Here is an 18,352-nt window from a genome sequence, read left to right on the forward strand (position 1 = left end):
AGAAAATTGATGCGAACGGCGGGAAGGCGCCGCTTTTCAAGGCCGGACAGGTTGGGTATGGCTGCGAAATGACTGCTGTTTCCGCTCTTTACGCCGCCCGTGTCGCCGAGGGCGCCTTGCATGCCGATGTCGCCCAGGAGGCGGCGCTGGCCGAGTTCGACCGGATCTATGAGGCGTTGAGCGTGCCGGTGAAACGCGGCCTGTTCCGCAAGGCACCGCCGCCGCCCCGGGGCCTGTACCTGTGGGGCGGGGTCGGGCGCGGCAAGTCGATGCTGATGGACCTGTTCGTCGAGGCGCTGGGCGACAGGGTGCCGGTGCGCCGGGTGCATTTCCACGCCTTCATGCAGGAGATCCACGCGGGCATGCATGCGGCGCGGGGCAAGGGCGTGGCCGATGCGCTGGCGCCGGTGGCCGATGCGGTGATCCGCTCGGTCAAGGTGCTGGCCTTTGACGAGATGCAGATCACCGATATCACCGACGCGATGATCGTGGGGCGACTGTTCGAGGCGCTTTTCGCGGCGGGCGTGGTGGTGGTGACCACCTCGAACCGGGTGCCCGACGACCTCTACAAGGACGGGCTGAACCGGCAGCTGTTCCTGCCTTTCATCCAGTTGATCAAGGAGCGGATGCGGGTGTGGGAAATGGTCTCTCCCACCGATTACCGGCAGAACCGGCTGGAGGGAGCGCGGGTCTATTTCACGCCCATCGGACCCGAGGCGCGGGCCGAGATCGAGGCGATCTGGCGTGATCTGACCGGGGGGGCGGGCGGGCCGCTGATCCTGAAGGTCAAGGGCCGCGACGTGGAGTTGCCGGCGTTTCGCAACGGGATCGGGCGGGCCAGTTTCTATGATCTCTGCGGGCGGATGCTGGGGCCAGGGGACTATCTGGCGGTCGCCGAGGCGGTCAGGGTTCTGGTGCTGGAGGACATCCCGCGCCTTTCGCGCAACAATTTCAACGAGGCCAAGCGCTTCGTCACCCTGATCGACGCGCTCTACGAGGCGCGGGTGCGGCTGATCTGCTCGGCGGCGGCCGAGCCGGAAATGCTGTACGTCGAGGGCGAGGGCACGTTCGAATTCGAACGCACCGCCTCGCGCCTGCGCGAGATGCAGGACAAGGACTGGGGGAGGTAGGGGGCGCTGCCCCCTCTTGGCCTGCGGCCAATTCACCCCTGGAGTATTTCCGACCAGAAAGAAGCGGCTCCGGTTTTCCGGCGGATGACGTCGAAATCCGCTGCGCGGCGGTGCCCGGACGCCCGGGGGCGGTTCGGTCTCAGCCGTTTTCGCGCAGGATGTTTCCGGCCAGATACAGCGAGCCGCAGATCAGGACTCGGGCCTCGGGTTCGGTCTCGACGATGCGGGCGAGTGCCGTGGCCACATCCGGCGCGGTGCGGGCGACCATGCCGACGGCTTTTGCGGTGGTTTCGGTCTGCTCGGCGGTCAGCGTGTTGGCTTCGCCCGGGATCGAGACAGCGGTGAGGCCGGAGACATGCGCCGCGAGCGGGCGAAGGTATCCCCGGACATCCTTGGTATTCAGCATGCCGCAGATCAGGTGTGTCGGACGATCCGGAAGGCGGGCCAGAAGAGCCGCGAGCGCCTCGCCCGCCGCAGGGTTGTGACCTCCGTCGAGCCAGAGTTCGGCCCGCGGCGCGGCATCGGTCAGCGGGCCGGATTTCAACCTCTGCATCCGGGCAGGCCAATAGGCATTGGTCACGGCCGCTTCACAAGCGGCTTCGCCCATTTTCAGATAGCGCAATGCCGCCAGTGCGGCGCCCGCGTTCTGGATCTGGTGGCTCCCCAGCAGATTGGGCAGGGGCAGGTCGCACAGGCCGGTCTCGTCTTCGAAGACCAGACGGCCATGTTCTTCCCGTACATGCCAGTGCTGGCCATGGGCGACGAGAGGCGCGCCCAGACGGGCGGCGGTGGCTTCGATCACCTCCATCACCTCATCGGGCTGAGGGCCTGCAACGACCGGAACGCCGCGTTTGATGATCCCCGCTTTTTCGCCTGCGATCTTGGCCAGCGTGTCGCCCAGATATTGCTCGTGATCCATCGAGATCGGCGTGATGATCGACAAGGCGGGTCGCGCGATCACGTTGGTTGCGTCCAACCTGCCGCCAAGCCCCACTTCGAGCAGCGTGTAATCCGCCGGCGTCCGGGCAAAGGCCAGCAGCGCCGCGCAGGTCGTGATTTCGAAATAGGTGATCGTCTCATCGCCGTTTGCGGCGTAGCACTCGTCCAGAACCGCCACGAGGTCAGGTTCCGAGATCAGTTCGCCCGCAACGCGGATGCGTTCATGGAACCGCGCCAGGTGCGGCGAGGTATAGGCATGCGCGGTCTTGCCCGCGCCTTCGATCCCGGCGCGGATCATCGCCTGGGTCGAACCCTTGCCATTGGTGCCCGCGATATGGATCACTGGCGGCAGGCGGTCCTGGGGATTGTCGAGCGCGGCCAGCAGGCGCCATACCCGGTCCAGCGTGAGGTCGATGATCTTGGGGTGGAGCGCCATCATCCGCTGAAGGATGACATCGGAACCGGGCGTGGTCATGATTTGGCCGCAGCCTTGGGCTCGGTGGGTTTGGAGGCGGCTTCGCCTGCCGCCGGTTCGGTCGTTCTGGCCACAGGCGCCGGCAGATCGCCGCGCACCGCCGGGGGCAGCTTCATCAGCATCCGGGTGATGGTGATCAACTCGTCCCGCAAATCCGTGCGCTTGACGACGCGATCGAGCATGCCGTGGTCCAAAAGGTATTCGGCGCGCTGGAACCCTTCGGGCAGGGTTTCCCGGATCGTCTGTTCGATCACACGAGGCCCGGCAAAGCAGATCAGCGCATTGGGTTCGGCGATATGCACATCGCCCAGCATGGCATAGGACGCGGTGACCCCCCCGGTGGTCGGGTGGGTCAGCACGACGATATACGGCAGGCCGGCCTCTTTCAGCATTTGCACGGCAACCGTGGTGCGGGGCATCTGCATCAGGCTCAGGATGCCCTCCTGCATGCGGGCCCCGCCTGCGGCCGAAAAAAGGATCAGCGGACGCTTGAGCCTGACCGCCTCCTGGGCCGCGGCTATGATGGCATTGCCGACATACATGCCCATCGATCCGCCCATGAAGGAGAAGTCCTGCGCGGCGGCCACGATCGGTGTGCGGCCGATCTCGCCGGTGGCGACGAGCATGGCTTCTTTTTCACCCGTGCCTTTCTGGGCGGCTTTCATGCGGTCGGGATATTTTTTCTGGTCGCGGAAATGCAGCGGGTCGGCGACCGGTTCGGGCACCTCCACCTCGACGAACACGCCGCCGTCGAACAACCCGGCAAAGCGGGCGCGCGGCGTGATGTTCATGTGATGGCCGCATTGGGTGCAGACGTTCAGATTTTCAGCCAGTTCCCGGTGGAACAGCATCGTCCCGCATTCGTCGCATTTCTGCCAGAGATTCTCGGGCACTTCGCGACGGGAGAAGATCGAGTTGATCCTCGGGCGGACGTAGTTCGTGATCCAGTTCATTTGGAAACCTTGTGAAGCTGCACTGGGGTCAGATAAGGCGCTGCGCTCGGAATTGCAATCAGCGTCGCAGGGCGACGCGGGCGACCAGCCAGGTTACGATCATCACCGCGAAGTCCACCGCAAGCCAGGCGCGCAGGTTCCCGGTGTCGGCCATGTCATACGGCAGCAGGTAAAGCGACAGGCCGCTCAGGTTGTTGGGAAGCGCGACGATCAGAAGTGCGACCATGTTGTTGAACATATGCAGCGCAATCGCGGGACCCAGCGTTCCGGCGCGGGCGGTGATATCGGCGGTCAGCAGGCCGAACACAAACGACCATACCGCGATCAGCACCGCGTTGTCACCTGCTTCGGCCGGCAGGTAGTGCCCGAGGGCGAAAAGCAGCGATGGCACCACCATCCAGACCAGAGGGCTGCGGAACCGGGCGGCCAACGCCTGCTGGATGTAACCCCGGAACAGGATCTCCTCGGCTCCGGTCTGGATGCCAATGGCCAGAAGCGACAGGGGCAGCAACAACAGCCATCGGGCAAAGGGCAGATTGGCCTGCAATGGCTCACCCATGTCGTAGGGCGGCAGGATCAACAGGGCCAGTCCCAAACCGAGAAGCAGCCGGAACACCCGCCAGAACTGCCGGACGGCCAACCCTGGGGGGCCCAGGATGCCGGTTGGGGCACGACGCTGAAACAGGCGTGCCGCGACCGCGACGGCGAGAATGACAAAGCCGAAACTGCCCAGTAGCAACAACAGGCCCAACGAACTGGAGCCGGAAAGAAAGGCCGCTGCCCAATCGGTTGGAGCAATTTGGGAAACAGCGGTCAGGACGACGGCATTGCACAACAGGACGAAGGCCGCGATCAGCACAAGACCCGCCAGCAGACGCCATAATTCCGGCTGGTTCCGGCCAGGGGCGACAAGCACTTCGTGCGGAGCATATGCGCGGTTATCGGTCATCGGCTGCCTGCTTCATGCTTGACCGGGTATTCACGCTGGCCCCGGGATCGGTAAAGTCGACGATGTTGAGGCGCGCCGCGCGCAGGACATCGCCCGCCTCCACAAGGTGACGTGCCACCGTCTGCAACAGTTGCAGCGATACGCCGTTGTCGTGTTCGATCACGGCGCGGAACTCCTCGGCCCCGATGCGGAGAAACTTGCTGTCGGTTTCCGCGATCAGGTCCATTGGGCGCGCCTGCTGGGTGATGATCGACAAATCGCCGATCAGGCGACCGGGCTCGACCATGGTTATGGGGCGTTCGCCTACCGTATCTTCAGGCCAGCGCAAGGCCGCGCGGCCCTGCAGGCAGAGATAGGCTGCATCGGCTCTCTGGCCATGCGAAAAGATCACCTGACCGGCGGCGACCTCATACCATTGCGCCGAAAACGCCAGAAGACGCTGGTTGCGGGTATCGAGGCCGGAAAACAGCGGCGTAGCAGCAATGATCTTGAGCTTGCGGTCGAGATCGGCGGAGGCATCTTCTCCGAGGTCGAGATGCGCGCGGGACACGCCATCAATGCGGCCGTGCCTGATCTCCACGAACAGGTCATATGTCTCGGGATGGGCGAAGCTGTCCTCCATGAACAGGATGATCGATTTCGGTAACAATTCGCGCAACTTCTTACGTGTGCGCAGGCGGCTTTCGGAATCGTGGCTGGCCAGCGCCTTGTCCAGCACGAGAATGTCGGGCCGCTTGATCGCCGCGCGGGAAAACGCGGTGCGTTCCTGGAATACGGTCGGCAGATTGGTGCCGCCCAGCCCGGCCGGCAGATCGTATATGATCGCGGCCATGCGACGGCGCAGCCCCGCCTCGTTCAACACTTCGGCGACGGTGTCCTCGATCTGTTCGGCCTTTGCGCCGGCCATGATCGAAACTCGGCCGAACAGCGCGTTTTCAAGCACCGTCAAACGCGGAATGTAGGTTTCGGGATCGACGGTCACGAAACCGTCGCCAACCAGCCTGCGCAACCGGTCGGCGCGTGTCCGGCGGATCTCCAGGATCTTGTCCTTGTATTCGGCCGGAAAGGCAGGGCCGATCTGTTCCGCGGTCAACAGGAACGGAACCGTCATCAGCAGGTTGCGGTCACCTTCGGACAGCGTGTCCGACCCCTGTTCGGCAACGCGGTCGGCCACGTCCAGCAGGCGAAGATAGGTCTCTTCCTCAAGCCCGAGCTTGCGGAACAGTGGATGCTGCGTGCTGTCGCGGCCAAAGGTCTTGCGCAGGGTCGCGACCACGCCCAGCGCCATGGACAGGGCTGCGTCCGCCAATCCCTCGTCCCGCAGCATCTGGATGAAACGGCCATCCGAGACCAGTTCTTCCTGGGAAATGTCGCGTGCCGGCGCGGCGAACAGCAGGTTGCCGCCCAGGGGCACCGCCGGGTTGAACCGTTCGGGATCGAAACGATGCACCATATCGTCCAGACCGCGTTCGACCAGGCGCTCGTGGACGGTGTCGCGCAGCGCGACCACCTCTTGCGCAAGGGCCGAATGCACGCGCGCGTCGATCATCGAGCGCAGTGTACGGCGGAACATGAACTCGTCGATCCCCATCGCCTCGACCAGCTGGAACCACCAGTCACGGATCTGGTCGCTGTCGCTGAGGCCCGCCAGCGCCGGATCAACCCAATCGGCATCGAGACTATCCCCACTGTTGCCGGCCTGTAGAGCTTCGATCTGCTTGCGCGTGGGTTTCGCAGGTGCCAGGCGGTCTGGCTGAGGCCCTGTGCGCAACGGCATCAGCAGGTTGTCGCCAAGAGTGCCGTCGAACAGATAGGGGCGTGAATGGGCATAGCCGATCCGGGCGGCGATGACCGCCTGATGCAAGCTGTTCATTGGTCGCCCGGAGAGGAACACCTGTCCGCGGGACGGCAGGATCTCGCGCGTCAGCAGTTGTGCCAGCGCCGCGCGTTCGGCAGGGCGGTCGGACTGGATGGCCACCCGTGCGCCGGGCGGGATGGTGAGGTCGATATCCTCCAGAACGATGTTGCCATCCTGATCGCGCACGGTGACATCCCGCAATTCGATGGGTCCGTCGAGGCGTGGAATATCGTCCGGTTCGCCTTCGAACAGTTCGGACGGGATCATGTCGCGCGGCGCAAAGCGTTCGGTGACGACCTGCCAGCGCAAGGACATGTCCTGGACCTGATTGTAATAGTCCAGCAGTTCCTTCCAGGGGCTCGAAAGATCCTTGTAGGCGGCCAGCGCCGCCACCAGCGCGCCCACGGTGATCTGGCCGTTGATCGCAAGGTAGCCGCCCACCGAATAGAACAGGAACGGCGTCATCTGGGAAATCAGGTTGTTCAGGAATTTCATGAAGAATTTCTTCTGATAAATCCTGAACCTGATATCGAACAACCGCCCCAGGCGGTCGGTGAACTGCGCCTGCCTGTAGCGCCAGCCGCCGTTGGCGCGCAGGTCCGAGATGCCTGCGGCCGTTTCGCCGATCTCGGAACTCAGCTTGCGCACTTCCTGAATGCGGGCCTTGTTCAGCAGGTTGATCTGGCGTTGCAACCGCGGAATGATCCAGGCCTGAAGCGGGATGAGTGCCACCGAAGCCAACCCGAACCATACGTTCTGCATGAACAGGAATGTGACGATCGTCAGCATCTGCCCGGCCTGAAACACCGGTTGCGCGATCGCGTCGCCCATCAGCCCGCCCATCGGCTCGGCCTCGGAGGTGATTATCGACACCAGTTCACCCTGGCTTGTGGTCTGGTAGTAGCTGCGCGGAAACCGCATCATCCGGCCGATCAGCTGGTAGCGAAGCCGGCGCAGCATGCGCTCACTCAGCACACCCTTCATGGTGTTGAGCCTCATCTTCATCAGGCCACTGATCAGCACCATCGCCAGAAACGCCAGGCAAAGGGCGAACAGATACTGGATCTGGGTCAGTTCGAAACCCCAGACGACCACGCGGACGGCTTCGGCGCCGATCGCGTCGTTGATGATCCGCTTCGGAAGCTCAAGAGAGGCATAAAGAAATGGAAACGAGGCCAGCGTAATGGCCAGCAGGACAAATTGCTGTTTTCTGGAGTGCTTCCAGATAAAGGAAAAAAGACTGGGCTCCATGTGCCACCTTTCGCCGCCGCAATTCGCGCCCACGACCCGCCGCCCGAGATGTGATCCGGGCTGGGATTTGGACGGTAAGCATTGCGGTGACTGAATACAAGACTTGCCGGCATGGCACGGCCCTGGGTACGCGATCAACGAACCTGACCGGTTTCGAAGGTTCTGCGCCGCAAAAAAGTGCGGGGCACTCCAGCAACTGGGTTTGTTTAGTTAACGTCCTTTCGTTAAACAAAGAAAACGACAACACATCGCAAAGACAGGCCGGGAATGGGCAGGCTACTGGACAGATTTTTTCACTTGCGCGAGATGCGGCGGTGGCGCCGGGCTGCCCGGAACTCGCAGACAGCGCCGTTGTCCGAACTGCGTCGCCAGCGCAATCGCGCCCGCGATCTGCGTACCCATCTCGATCGCCTGATCAATGTTGCCGATGGACGGCTGGCCTTGCCCCTGGTGGGTTCATCCTATTTTCCCAAACCGCATGGGACCGACTGGTCCTGGCGGCCCGAGTTGTGGCGTGGCCCGCTGCCGGTGCCGGGCCTGTCGTCCGTCCCGACCCGGTCGATGCTCGGAGGGGAAGTCACGCTGTTCCACGACTGCGAGTTTTCCGAGCTGACCCTGCGCCAGTTGCGCAATATCCGCGAGGCGGATCTGGCCCCGTATGGCCTGCGGATGGACGTGTTCAAGTTTGATGGCTCGTTTCTGTCCCTGGTCATAGATTTGCCGGCCGAGGCCGCCAATGCGATGACCCGTACGCATCTGTTGCGGGTCGATACGATCATCGAAACGGAAAAACCGCTGGAAATCTTCGCCCGCCTCAACATCCGCCACGGGCCGAACACGGAACAGATCGTACGTGAGTTGCCGCTGCATGAACAGGACGTGATGGTGGAGTTCGATCTGGCCTACACGCGATTGAACGAGAAACGGATCGAAAAGATCTGGCTGGACCTGATCTTCGAAGCGCCCGAGATGAACCAGGTGGTGATCCGCGATCTTACCTTCTGCAGGCATCGCCGCGCGGCCTTGTGAACGGGGACATGACATGACCGACTTATCGCTGACCAAGATCCGGTTTCGGAACTCTGTATGGGAAGGGCGCATCGCCGGTGCGCCGACGACCGGCAAACGACCCGACATCAAGGTCTCTCATCTGGATCAGCCGGTGCCGGGGGTCGAGTTGAAGGAAGGCACCGACAGCACGTTCTGGACCCTGACCATACCAATCCCCGACGAGGCCATTGCGGATGGGGTACAGACCTTTCTGATCTGGGATGCCGCCGCCGACGTGAAACTGGGCAGCTTTACCATCATTGCAGGTGAAAGCGTTCCCGACGATCTGCGGGCCGAGGTCGAACTGTTGCGGGCAGAACTGGACATGCTGAAGCGGGCGTTTCGGCGGCATTGCCTGGAAACCACATGAATTGAGGGAAAATCCCCACACTATTTTGCTTTCAGGAAGCGGCTGATTGAAACGATGAGTTGTATCGTGCCACTGTGATATAAAACGGCATAAATCGGGCGAAGGGCAGTTTCACATGGCAATCATCACTTTGTTCGGCGACACCGGCTTCTTTAACCCCGATGTCGGCATTCCCGGATCGATCGTTTCGGCGACATCGGGATTGGTGGTCATCCAGGACTTCACAGGCATCCGGCACGAACTGACTGGCACGTTCTCCATTGATCCCGCGGGCGATCCGCAGAGTGGCACCATTTCAGGGATCAGGGGGTACGACAACGGAACCCTGGTTCTTGAGGCGCGCGAACTGTCGGTCTCTTTTGGTTTGGTGCTGATAGCTATACTATCGTCGGATCCCGATTTCTCGGAGTTTCTGGACAATGTTTTGTCCGATGTGGATTTCCTGACCGGATCTGATGCCGGAGAGAGCATATATGCCGGGGACGGCAACGATCTGGTCATCGGCGGGAATCGCGACGATGTCTTTTTCGCAGGTTTTGGGAACGATACCATTCAGGGCGGGGCTGGCACCGACGTGGCCGTTTTTTCCGGTGTCCTGGCCGAGGCGTCGTTCCGGCAGGATGGCGACAGGATCCTGGTTCAGTCGCGGGATGGGTCGGACGTATTGCGCGGCATCGAATGGCTTCTCTTCGAGGATGCCGTGTTTACCGTGTCCGAGCTCTACGAACCCGCGACCGCGGGCGACGACGTCCGGGCCGGCAGCCGTGCAAGCGAGTTTTTCGCGGGTCTTTCCGGCAACGATCATTTGAGCGGGCTGGCGGGCAATGACACGCTGAGCGGTGATGCGGGCCATGACACTCTCTACGGTGGCGAAGGCGACGACTCGCTGAGTGGCGGTTCGGGGCACGACCTGTTCGGGGGCGGAAATGGCCATGACAGCCTTTTCGGCGGCGACGGCGACGACCTGTTGTGGGGTGCGGCGGGCGATGACCTGCTGCAGGGTGACAGCGGCAACGATACACTGGGTGGCGGTGCCCAGAACGATACCCTGTGGGGTGGCTTTGGCAACGATCAGCTATGGGGCGGTACCGGGCATGACCGTCTCATCGGCGGCCCCGGTTCCGATACGCTGGGCGGCTACGATGGCCACGACTATCTGCAAGGCGACCTGGGTAACGACCAGTTGTGGGGCGCGGCGGGCGACGACACGCTCGTCGGCGTCGATGGCGATGACACGATCGGTGCGGGCGGGGGCGATGACTCGATCGTTGGAGGCGACGGGCATGACCTGATCTACGGCGGCGCAGGCAACGACACGCTGGACGGGGGCGAGGGGCACGACACGATCTATGCGGGCACCGGCAATGATGAGATCGTGTTTTCCGGGGGAGTGGACGTCATCTATGGATTTGTGCCCGGCGAGGACCGGATCAATCTTACCTCGTTCCTGAACCTGACAAGTTATGCGCAATTGCAGGCCGATCATCTGGCTCAGGTGGGGGCAACCGCGGTCGTCCTGTTGAACGACGACAACTTCCTTCGACTGGACGGAGTTCAGTTGGCGGAGTTGAGCGCCGACAATTTCATTTTCTGAAACAGATCCCGCAAGTCACCGTTTCAGGACAAGTGTGCGCCGCCAAGGTACTGCCGTGCAGCACGTTCGCGTGACACTGGGAGATTTTTCGCGCCAGTTCTTTTCCGAGTGCTGAAAAGCCGACGGTGGTGGTCTCTGTTCCGTCTGTCGCCCTGGGAATATCCGGCGCGGCCCTTGTCGGCCTCGTATGTCCACGGTTTTTGTAATTTTAAATCAATTACTTGCCGTCTCCTGAAATGGCATTTCCGACTCTCCGTTTATGAGCAGGGAAAAAAACATGGTATGTTTGCATCGTTCAGCTTCATTTTGGCTTTTCGAGGGGGAGTGCCATGGTCACCGTCAATCTGTTCACCGCCAACGATTTCATCAACGATCCTGACGACTTCGACGGAGACGTCACGATAGCGTCCCCGACACTTATCCGTCTCGACGATGGTGCGGGGAATCGCGAGGATTACACCGGGTCGTTCATCTTCAACGGTTCGGGCGAACTGATTGGCGGAACCTTGACCGGCTACCGGGAGGTGCGCGGAAACGTTCTTGTGGTAGAAGCGAGCGGCCTGAATATTCCCGCTCTTCAGGCGGCGAACGCAGTTCTCAACGATCAGTTCGCTTCTCTTTTCCCGATTGCCTTTGCCGGCAATGATACAATCAACGGATCCAGTTTCGACGACCAGTTCCTTGCCTTTGCGGGCAACGACCGCCTGGTGGGGAACGGCGGCAATGACACGCTTCACGGTGGTCTGGGCGACGATTTCATCGAAGGCGGAACGGGTATTGACCGGGCGGTTTTCGGGGTTCACTCGAGCAACGCGACCGTGACGCAGGATGGGAGCAACCTGATTGTCACCTCGACCGAAGGCACCGACACCCTGAGCGGGGTCGAATTTCTTGTATTCTCCGACCGCACGGCCAGCGCGGACGAGTTCGACAACGGACCGACCGCGGGTGACGATACGCTGAATGGCACCGCCGGTCCCGACCTGATCGGCGCTCTGGGCGGAAATGACAGCGTGTCGGGCGAGGGGGGCAACGACACGCTATACGGCGGTCCGGGTACTGACACTCTCGATGGCGGGGTCGGCGACGACCTGCTGGGCGGTGGGGACGACAACGATCTGTTGAACGGAGGTGACGGTAATGACCAGGCCTACGGTGCCGCCGGCAACGACACCATCGGCGGCGGAAACGGCCACGATACTTTGGGCGGCAGCGGCGGCAACGACATGTTGAATGGGGCCGACGGAAATGATGCGCTCTGGGGCGCTTTGGGCAACGACACTCTGGAAGGTGGTGCGGGCAACGACACGCTGGGCGGTGCCGCCGGAGACGACTCCCTGTCGGGAAGCACGGGTGCGGACGAATTGTGGGGCTCGGTGGGCAACGACACCCTGTTCGGCGGCGATGACAACGATACGCTGGGTGGTTTCTCCGGAAACGATCAACTGTTTGGCGACGGTGGCGATGACGAGTTGTGGGGGGCAACCGGGCTTGACAACCTCAATGGCGGCGCCGGCAATGATCGGCTGGGTGGAGGTACGGAGAACGACACCCTTGCCGGTTGGACTGGTGATGACGAGCTGTTCGGTGGCGCAGGCGATGACCTTTTGCGCGGCGATGACGGCAATGACACACTGTACGGAGCAGCCGGAAATGACACTTTGAATGGTGGAGCGGGCAATGACGAAATTTTCGCCGGACCCGGGCTCGACGAAATCTTCTTTTCGTTCGGCAACGATACCGTGCGCTTTTTCTCGACGGCGGATGATCGCGTGAACCTGACGACTGCAAACGGCATAGTCGACTTCACAGATCTTCAGAACAACCACCTGAGCCAGGTCGGCGGAAACGCGGTCGTGACCGATGGTCTGGGGAACACGATGACATTTGTCGGTATTTCGGCGACCGATCTTTCAGCGGACGATTTCATATTCTGAGCCGGTCTCGGTCTCCGGTCGGAGAAAGCGCGCCGCCGCAGACAAGCCGAGGGAATCTCCGGTTCAGCGTGGCGGCCCTATGCGCTGCTGTCGCGCCGGGAACCGGAAAATCGGTTCGAGAAGGGTCACAAAGGAAAAGGGCCGCCCGGGTATGGACGGCCCTTGGCTGTTTCGAAGCCCGGAGTCTATTTCCCGGGGGTAAAGGCTGACAGCCCCTTGAGAATGTCAATGGCATAGGCCAACTGGTAGTCTTCCTGCCGCAGTTCGGCCGCGGCTTCGGCCTTGGCGCGGTCCTCTTCGATCTGGCGGATTTCATCCTCGCTCAGGCTGTCGTTGTTCAGGCGACCGCGCAGATCTGCCTCGGAGCGGGTGAGCGGGCTTGTCGCTTCCTCTTCGCCCTCAGTACGGCGGCGCGGTTGCTCGACCACGATGTCGGGGCTGACGCCCAGATTCTGGATCGAGCGGCCCGAGGGGGTGTAATAGCGGGCAGTGGTCAGGCGCATCGCGCCTTCGCCACGCAGCGGCATCACCGTTTGCACCGACCCCTTGCCGAAACTCTTGGTCCCGACAACGATGGCCCGGCGATGATCCTGCAACGCGCCCGCCACGATTTCCGAGGCAGAGGCCGAACCGCCGTTGATCAATACGACCACCGGCTTGCCCTGTGCCAGGTCGCCTTCGGTCGCGTTGAACCGCTCCCCGTCTTCCGCGTTGCGGCCCCGGGTGGATACGATCTCGCCACTGTCGAGGAACGCATCCGAAACCTTGATGGCCTGGGTCAGAAGGCCACCGGGATTGTTGCGGAGATCCAGCACGATACCGTTGATCTTGTCGATGCCGCCGACTTCTTCGATCTGTTTTTTCAAACCCTCTTCGAGGTTCACGTAGGTCTGGTCGTTGAACGTGGTCACACGCAGCACGACCGAGGTCCCTTCGATCCGCGCGCGCGCAGCTGTCAGCTTTATCGTGTCGCGAATGATCGAGACGTCGAACGGCTCGTCCTCGCCCTCACGAACCACGGTGATCACGATCTCGGATCCGACCGGGCCGCGCATCAGTTCGACAGCCTTGTCCAGAGTCAGGCCCAGCACGCTTTCCCCGTCGACATGGGTGATGAAATCGCCCGACTCGATCCCCGCCTCGTCAGCCGGTGTTCCGTCGATGGGCGAAACCACCTTGACGAAGCCTTCTTCCTGGGTGACCTCGATCCCGAGACCGCCGAACTCGCCCCGGGTCTGCACGCGCATTTGCGCCGCGTCATCGGGCGAGAGATAGCTGGAATGAGGGTCGAGCGAAGTGAGCATGCCGTCGATGGCCGCCTCGATAAGTTCGCTCGCATCGACTTCTTCGACATATTGCGCGCGGATACGCTCGAAAATGTCGCCGAACAGGTCGAGCTGTTCGTAGACGTTGGTATTCGCTTTTGCCTCCTGCGCAACCAGCGGGCCGGCCACTTGCGTCGTTGCAATGATACCCGCCAGGGTCCCGGCCAGACCGGCCACAACGAATCTTTTCATGCTCGTCTATCCATCCTTGTCGGTTCGGAACCACGTTTCCGGGTCCACAGGGCGGTCGCCCTCTCTGATCTCTATATAGAGCGTTTCTGACCTCTCAGTACCAGAGCCATCACCGCTTGTTGACAGAATTGCGCCGATTTCCTGGTTTGCCCCCCCCATCAGGCCAACCGGAGAGCCTGCCGGGATGACCTCACCTGTTTTGCCATACACCTCTTGCAGGCCCGAGAGCACGAACAGCAGGTCGGCTTGCGGCTCGAGGATCACCACATTGCCAAGGTCCAGCAACGGACCACGGTATCGGATTGTGGCAGCGGTCGGAGAGGACACGAGCGCGCGTGGCCTCGTGGCGATAAGGATACCGGCACGTGTCACGCCCGCAGCATCGGCTTGCCCGGCCCGGCGCAGCAAAACGCCCTGAACCGGCAAGGGCAACTCTCCCTTGAGGCTGCTGATGTTGGCTGCCGTCTCGGAGATCTCGCCCTCGGCGATCTCGGAAAGGCCGCTGGCAAAGCCATCCAGTGTTTCGGTCGAGGAGACGAGAATCGCGGTGCGCACCGGATCCTCGGTAAAGCGACGTGGGAGGTCGGTGCGGTCGGCGATCGCCTGGCTCAGATCGGCGCGGGCTTGCTGGATGCCGGTCAGTCCCTGTTGCAGGGTTTCCGCTGCGTTCTGCTGTAACGCCCGCAGCCTGCGCACCTCGTCCAGGTCGCGGGCAAGCCGGTCGACCTGCGCCTTCAGTTCCGGAGTGACTTCCGCCAGCATCATGCCCGATCGCGCCGCGCCAAGCGGGCCCGAGGGATGCAGCAGCAGGACAGGCGGTGGCGAGGTCTCGATGGTTTGCAGGACGCCCAGCAGTTGCGACACCTCGTCTTCGCGCGCCTTGAGTCGCGCCGCGATCTCGCCCTCGCGAGCGCTTGCGCGGCGCAGCCCGTCGCGCATGGCGGCAAGCCCTGCCTCGAAGGCGTGCACAGTGTCCGAAAGGGCCCGGACCCGATCGCGGGCGCTTTCGGCCTCGGAAAGGGCGATGGATGCGTCTTCGAGCATCTGCGCCGCCGCACGTGCCGCCTCGGCCGGGTCGGTCTCGGCGCTTGCCGCACCCGTCCAGAGGCCAAGGATCAGGAACAGGGCGGCGCGGAGGATCATGAAAGCAGGCTCTTTCCGGTCATCTCGGGCGGTATCGGCAGTCCCATCAGCGCCAGCACGGTCGGCGCAAGATCACTGAGCCGGCCATCGTGCAAGCTGGCGCCTTCCGGTCCACCGACCAGAGCAACCGGCACCGGGTTCAGCGTGTGCGCGGTGTGCGGCCCGCCCGTGACGGGGTCCACCATCATCTCGCAATTTCCGTGATCGGCGGTGACGATCATCGCGCCGCCCGCCTTTTCCAGCGCGGAGATGACGCGGGCCAAACCCTGATCTACCGCTTCGCAAGCCTTGATCGCGGCTTTCAGATCACCGCTATGCCCCACCATGTCGGGGTTGGCATAGTTCGTCACGATCAGGTCGTAACCCGCGGCGATCGCCTCGACGAACTTGTCGGTCACCTCTGGCGCGCTCATCTCGGGTTGCAGGTCATAGGTCGCCACCTTGGGCGATTTCGGCATGAACCGGTCTTCGCCCGGTTCGGGGTCTTCCTTGCCGCCATTCAGGAAAAAGGTGACATGCGGATACTTCTCGGTCTCGGCCAGCCGAAACTGGCGCAGCCCGTGCCTGGCGACCCATTCGCCCAGCGTGTTGACGATCTCGCGCTTGGGAAAGACCGTGGTCATATAGGCATTATGGCCTTCGGAATATTCCACCATGCCCATCAGGGCGGCCAGCGCGGGCCGGGGGCCGGTGTCGAAATCGGCAAAACCGGGTTCGCCGATGGCGCGCAGGATCTCGCGCGCCCGGTCAGCGCGGAAGTTCAGGCAGAAGAAACTGTCGCCGTCCCTGACGCCCTGATATCCCTCCAGAACCGTCGCGGAAATGAACTCGTCGCTTTCCGACCGGTTATAGGCGTGGTCGATCGCCGAATGGGCGGTCGAGACCTCCCGTCCCCGCCCCTTGATCATCGCGTCATAGGCTTCCTGCACCCTTTCCCAGCGGTTGTCGCGGTCCATGGCAAAGTAGCGCCCGGTCACGGTGACGATGCGGGCGCCTTCGGGCAGGCGGTCCTCAAGCTCGGCAACATAGCCGTAGGCCGATTTCGGCGCGACGTCGCGCCCGTCGGTAATGGCGTGCAGCGCAACCGGTACGCCAGCGTTGGTGATCGCCTGCGCAGCGGCGACGATATGGTTCAGGTGGCCGTGTACGCCGCCATCGGACACCAGCCCCATCAGATGTGCGGTCCCCCCGGAGGCCCTTGTTCTGGCAATGAAATCCAGCAGAGCAGCATTTCCGAAGAAAGACCCGTCCTCGATTGCGAGGTCGATCTGCCCAAGATCCATCGCCACCACCCGTCCGGCGCCAATATTGGTGTGGCCAACCTCGGAATTGCCCATCTGCCCGCTGGGCAAACCAACGTCGGGGCCGTGGGTGATCAGCCTGGCATGCGGTCCCTTGCTCATGATCGCGTCGAATGTCGGCGTATGCGCCAGATAGGGTGCGTTCGACTGCGTGTTGTCGGACAGTCCCCAGCCATCGAGAATGCACAGCACAACAGGTTTGGGGGCGGTCATGATCGGTCTCCGGTAACTGCTCTGGCGGTCTTCTACCCTGTGCCCGCACGGGGGTGAACCTGCTTTTTGTACCGGCAGCGTGGGTTTCTCCATGTTGCGAAACGACAGCGGGAGACTTTCCCGACACTCTTGTCGACGTGCCACTGTTCGCCCAAGGTGTCACGTTTCCGGTCGGACGACGCGGTTATGAATGCCGCGAACCCAAGCAGGGTTGCGCTGAAGTCGTGCGAGAACGTTCGAAAAGGCGGATTGATCTGGTGGAGCCTAGGGGAGTCGAACCCCTGACCTCTTGCATGCCATGCAAGCGCTCTCCCAACTGAGCTAAGGCCCCGATCCGGTCAGCAACCATGCTGGCGCTGCGGTGTGCGTCGTTTAAGAGAGGCCGCAAGCGAGTGCAAGCCAAAAATATGTGCCACGGCGGAAAATCTTTGATCGGTCCCGGGCTGGCATGAACCGGTTTCGCAAACGAAAAGGGCGGGTTCGAACCCGCCCTTTCCCTGTATCCTGATCCTGGATTAGTCTTCGTCCGAGGACATGTCGGTGATGTCATCGAGCGAGACGTTATCCTCGTCATCGTCCTCGAGGATATCGTCTTCGATGTCCATGTCGACGCTGTCGTCATCATCATCGAGCACGATATCGTCGTCATCCACGTTCTGACGGGCCTTGCGCGATGCGGAATCTTCGGCGTCCGCCGCAATCATGCGGCCCTTGCCGAGATCCAGTTCGACGATCTCGCCCGTGTAGGGGCTGACGATCGGATCCTTGTTCAGGTCGTAAAAACGCTTGCCGGTGGTCGGGCAGACGCGCTTTACACCCCATTCTTCCTTGGGCATGTGAAATCCCCTTGATATCTGGTGAGTCGCAAAGACGATTCCGGCCTCGTGCCACATGAGGTGGGGCGTGTCAAAGCCTTTACGCCAAGGGGAGCGCGCATATGGGGCAGCATCACATTCCGGGCACGCCACCGGTACCGCTGACGCTCAGGCGTTCCGCGCGGGCGCGCCGAATCAGCCTGCGGATTTCCCAACTGGACGGGCGGGTTACGTTGACCTTGCCACGCGGTGTGGCCGAGCACGAGGCGATCGAATTCGCGCGCAGCAAGGAAGACTGGATACGCAGCCATCTTGCGGAACGGCCGCCGCGCAGCGTTCCGGTGGTGGGCGGCCTGATCCCCATCGAAGGGGTGCCGACGCGAATCGAGGCGGCTCCGGGTGCGCGCATCCTTTGGCAGACGGACGTGATCCGCGTGCCGGAGGCCGCGCTGACGGTCAGGCTGCATCGGTTTTTGCGCGAACTGGCGCGCGATCGGTTGGTCGCGGCCTGCGATTTCTACGCGGCAGAACTGGGGCGGCCATATGCCCGGATCAGCCTGCGTGATACCCGCTCGCGCTGGGGGTCGTGCACAGCCGATGGCGGGCTGATGTTCTCCTGGCGGCTGATCCTGGCGCCACCGTCGGTACTGCGTTATGTCGCCGCGCACGAAGTGGCGCATCTGGCCGAGATGAACCACTCAAGCCGGTTCTGGGCCGAGGTCGCGCGCATCCATGGTCCCTATGAGGCGCCCCGCAGATGGCTGCACGACAATGGCGCCGAACTGCACAGCTACCGGTTCTAAGTCTGTTGGTCCGGGCAGGGCGACTTGTTAAGGTGACCTTGCGGAAGGACGGAT

Annotated in this window: 14 protein-coding genes and 1 tRNA gene; 6 read left to right on the forward strand and 9 right to left on the reverse strand. The window is 62.3% G+C overall.

Translation table 11 applies throughout. The annotated features are described in order from the left end of the window. Positions 1-68 precede the first annotated feature (68 nt). Positions 69-1,130, forward strand: coding sequence for a cell division protein ZapE (gene zapE / locus BLT75_RS16845; protein WP_093034405.1), 1,062 nt, complete (start codon positions 69-71; stop codon positions 1,128-1,130). Between the two features lie 139 nt (positions 1,131-1,269). On the opposite strand, the gene BLT75_RS16850 is transcribed toward zapE, so the two are convergent. From BLT75_RS16850 to BLT75_RS16865, 4 genes are read right to left on the reverse strand one after another with little or no spacing between them, the layout of a single operon-like run. Further along, positions 1,270-2,544 (reverse strand): bifunctional folylpolyglutamate synthase/dihydrofolate synthase, encoded by a 1,275-nt coding sequence (locus BLT75_RS16850; RefSeq protein ID WP_093034408.1) that lies wholly within the window; start codon positions 2,542-2,544, stop codon positions 1,270-1,272. Next, entirely contained in the window at positions 2,541-3,497 is a 957-nt protein-coding gene (gene accD, locus BLT75_RS16855) for an acetyl-CoA carboxylase, carboxyltransferase subunit beta (RefSeq protein WP_093034411.1), read from the reverse strand. Before accD ends, BLT75_RS16850 begins: the two co-directional genes overlap by 4 nt. Positions 3,498-3,555: 58 nt before the next feature. After that, complete coding sequence (locus BLT75_RS16860; RefSeq protein WP_093034415.1) at positions 3,556-4,446, reverse strand: CPBP family intramembrane glutamic endopeptidase; 891 nt, start codon at positions 4,444-4,446, stop codon at positions 3,556-3,558. Beyond that, positions 4,436-7,555, reverse strand: coding sequence for an ABC transporter transmembrane domain-containing protein (locus tag BLT75_RS16865; protein ID WP_093034418.1), 3,120 nt, complete (start codon positions 7,553-7,555; stop codon positions 4,436-4,438). Before BLT75_RS16865 ends, BLT75_RS16860 begins: the two co-directional genes overlap by 11 nt. Before the next feature lie 267 nt (positions 7,556-7,822). On the opposite strand from BLT75_RS16865, the gene BLT75_RS16870 reads away from it, so the two are divergent. The 4 genes from BLT75_RS16870 to BLT75_RS25110 all read left to right on the forward strand — a co-directional run bounded on the left by BLT75_RS16870 (position 7,823) and on the right by BLT75_RS25110 (position 12,506). Further along, positions 7,823-8,584 carry a DUF6478 family protein gene (locus BLT75_RS16870; protein ID WP_093034421.1) on the forward strand — a complete coding sequence of 254 codons (762 nt, stop codon included), beginning with the start codon at positions 7,823-7,825 and terminating at the stop codon, positions 8,582-8,584. 13 nt (positions 8,585-8,597) lie between these two features. Continuing rightward, positions 8,598-8,975 carry a hypothetical protein gene (locus tag BLT75_RS16875; RefSeq protein ID WP_093034424.1) on the forward strand — a complete coding sequence of 126 codons (378 nt, stop codon included), beginning with the start codon at positions 8,598-8,600 and terminating at the stop codon, positions 8,973-8,975. A gap of 115 nt (positions 8,976-9,090) precedes the next feature. Beyond that, positions 9,091-10,569 carry a calcium-binding protein gene (locus BLT75_RS25105; protein ID WP_093034427.1) on the forward strand — a complete coding sequence of 493 codons (1,479 nt, stop codon included), beginning with the start codon at positions 9,091-9,093 and terminating at the stop codon, positions 10,567-10,569. Positions 10,570-10,898: 329 nt separating this feature from the next. Further along, positions 10,899-12,506: a calcium-binding protein gene (locus tag BLT75_RS25110; protein WP_093034430.1), complete on the forward strand. Its 1,608-nt coding sequence runs from the start codon at positions 10,899-10,901 to the stop codon at positions 12,504-12,506. A 185-nt stretch (positions 12,507-12,691) separates the two neighbouring features. On the opposite strand, the gene BLT75_RS16890 is transcribed toward BLT75_RS25110, so the two are convergent. From BLT75_RS16890 to BLT75_RS16910, 5 genes are all read right to left on the reverse strand, one after another. Further along, complete coding sequence (locus BLT75_RS16890) at positions 12,692-14,023, reverse strand: S41 family peptidase (RefSeq protein ID WP_093034433.1); 1,332 nt, start codon at positions 14,021-14,023, stop codon at positions 12,692-12,694. 6 nt (positions 14,024-14,029) lie between these two features. Beyond that, positions 14,030-15,166 (reverse strand): murein hydrolase activator EnvC family protein, encoded by a 1,137-nt coding sequence (locus tag BLT75_RS16895; RefSeq protein WP_093034436.1) that lies wholly within the window; start codon positions 15,164-15,166, stop codon positions 14,030-14,032. Next, positions 15,163-16,680 carry a 2,3-bisphosphoglycerate-independent phosphoglycerate mutase gene (gene gpmI, locus BLT75_RS16900; protein ID WP_093034439.1) on the reverse strand — a complete coding sequence of 506 codons (1,518 nt, stop codon included), beginning with the start codon at positions 16,678-16,680 and terminating at the stop codon, positions 15,163-15,165. Before gpmI ends, BLT75_RS16895 begins: the two co-directional genes overlap by 4 nt. Before the next feature lie 255 nt (positions 16,681-16,935). Further along, positions 16,936-17,011 (reverse strand) — tRNA-Ala (locus tag BLT75_RS16905). A gap of 184 nt (positions 17,012-17,195) precedes the next feature. Continuing rightward, a complete protein-coding gene (locus tag BLT75_RS16910) occupies positions 17,196-17,516 on the reverse strand; it encodes a TIGR02300 family protein (RefSeq protein WP_093034442.1) in 321 nt (106 codons plus the stop codon). Between the two features lie 101 nt (positions 17,517-17,617). On the opposite strand from BLT75_RS16910, the gene BLT75_RS16915 reads away from it, so the two are divergent. Further along, positions 17,618-18,298 carry a M48 family metallopeptidase gene (locus BLT75_RS16915; protein ID WP_143028588.1) on the forward strand — a complete coding sequence of 227 codons (681 nt, stop codon included), beginning with the start codon at positions 17,618-17,620 and terminating at the stop codon, positions 18,296-18,298. Positions 18,299-18,352 lie beyond the last annotated feature (54 nt).

This window comes from Ruegeria marina, from assembly GCF_900101475.1.
Classification (GTDB): domain Bacteria; phylum Pseudomonadota; class Alphaproteobacteria; order Rhodobacterales; family Rhodobacteraceae; genus Ruegeria_B; species Ruegeria_B marina.

What these genes read in the sequence shown, in the direction of transcription:
- BLT75_RS16910 (WP_093034442.1), bottom strand. Translation starts at nt 17,516, where the DNA reads ATGCCCAAGGAAGAATGGGGTGTAAAGCGCGTCTGCCCGACCACCGGC.
- gpmI (WP_093034439.1), bottom strand. Translation starts at nt 16,680, where the DNA reads ATGACCGCCCCCAAACCTGTTGTGCTGTGCATTCTCGATGGCTGGGGA.
- accD (WP_093034411.1), bottom strand. Translation starts at nt 3,497, where the DNA reads ATGAACTGGATCACGAACTACGTCCGCCCGAGGATCAACTCGATCTTC.
- zapE (WP_093034405.1), top strand. Translation starts at nt 69, where the DNA reads ATGACTGCTGTTTCCGCTCTTTACGCCGCCCGTGTCGCCGAGGGCGCC.
- BLT75_RS25110 (WP_093034430.1), top strand. Translation starts at nt 10,899, where the DNA reads ATGGTCACCGTCAATCTGTTCACCGCCAACGATTTCATCAACGATCCT.
- BLT75_RS16875 (WP_093034424.1), top strand. Translation starts at nt 8,598, where the DNA reads ATGACCGACTTATCGCTGACCAAGATCCGGTTTCGGAACTCTGTATGG.
- BLT75_RS16865 (WP_093034418.1), bottom strand. Translation starts at nt 7,555, where the DNA reads ATGGAGCCCAGTCTTTTTTCCTTTATCTGGAAGCACTCCAGAAAACAG.
- BLT75_RS16850 (WP_093034408.1), bottom strand. Translation starts at nt 2,544, where the DNA reads ATGACCACGCCCGGTTCCGATGTCATCCTTCAGCGGATGATGGCGCTC.
- BLT75_RS25105 (WP_093034427.1), top strand. Translation starts at nt 9,091, where the DNA reads ATGGCAATCATCACTTTGTTCGGCGACACCGGCTTCTTTAACCCCGAT.
- BLT75_RS16860 (WP_093034415.1), bottom strand. Translation starts at nt 4,446, where the DNA reads ATGACCGATAACCGCGCATATGCTCCGCACGAAGTGCTTGTCGCCCCT.
- BLT75_RS16870 (WP_093034421.1), top strand. Translation starts at nt 7,823, where the DNA reads ATGGGCAGGCTACTGGACAGATTTTTTCACTTGCGCGAGATGCGGCGG.
- BLT75_RS16895 (WP_093034436.1), bottom strand. Translation starts at nt 15,166, where the DNA reads ATGATCCTCCGCGCCGCCCTGTTCCTGATCCTTGGCCTCTGGACGGGT.
- BLT75_RS16915 (WP_143028588.1), top strand. Translation starts at nt 17,618, where the DNA reads ATGGGGCAGCATCACATTCCGGGCACGCCACCGGTACCGCTGACGCTC.
- BLT75_RS16890 (WP_093034433.1), bottom strand. Translation starts at nt 14,023, where the DNA reads ATGAAAAGATTCGTTGTGGCCGGTCTGGCCGGGACCCTGGCGGGTATC.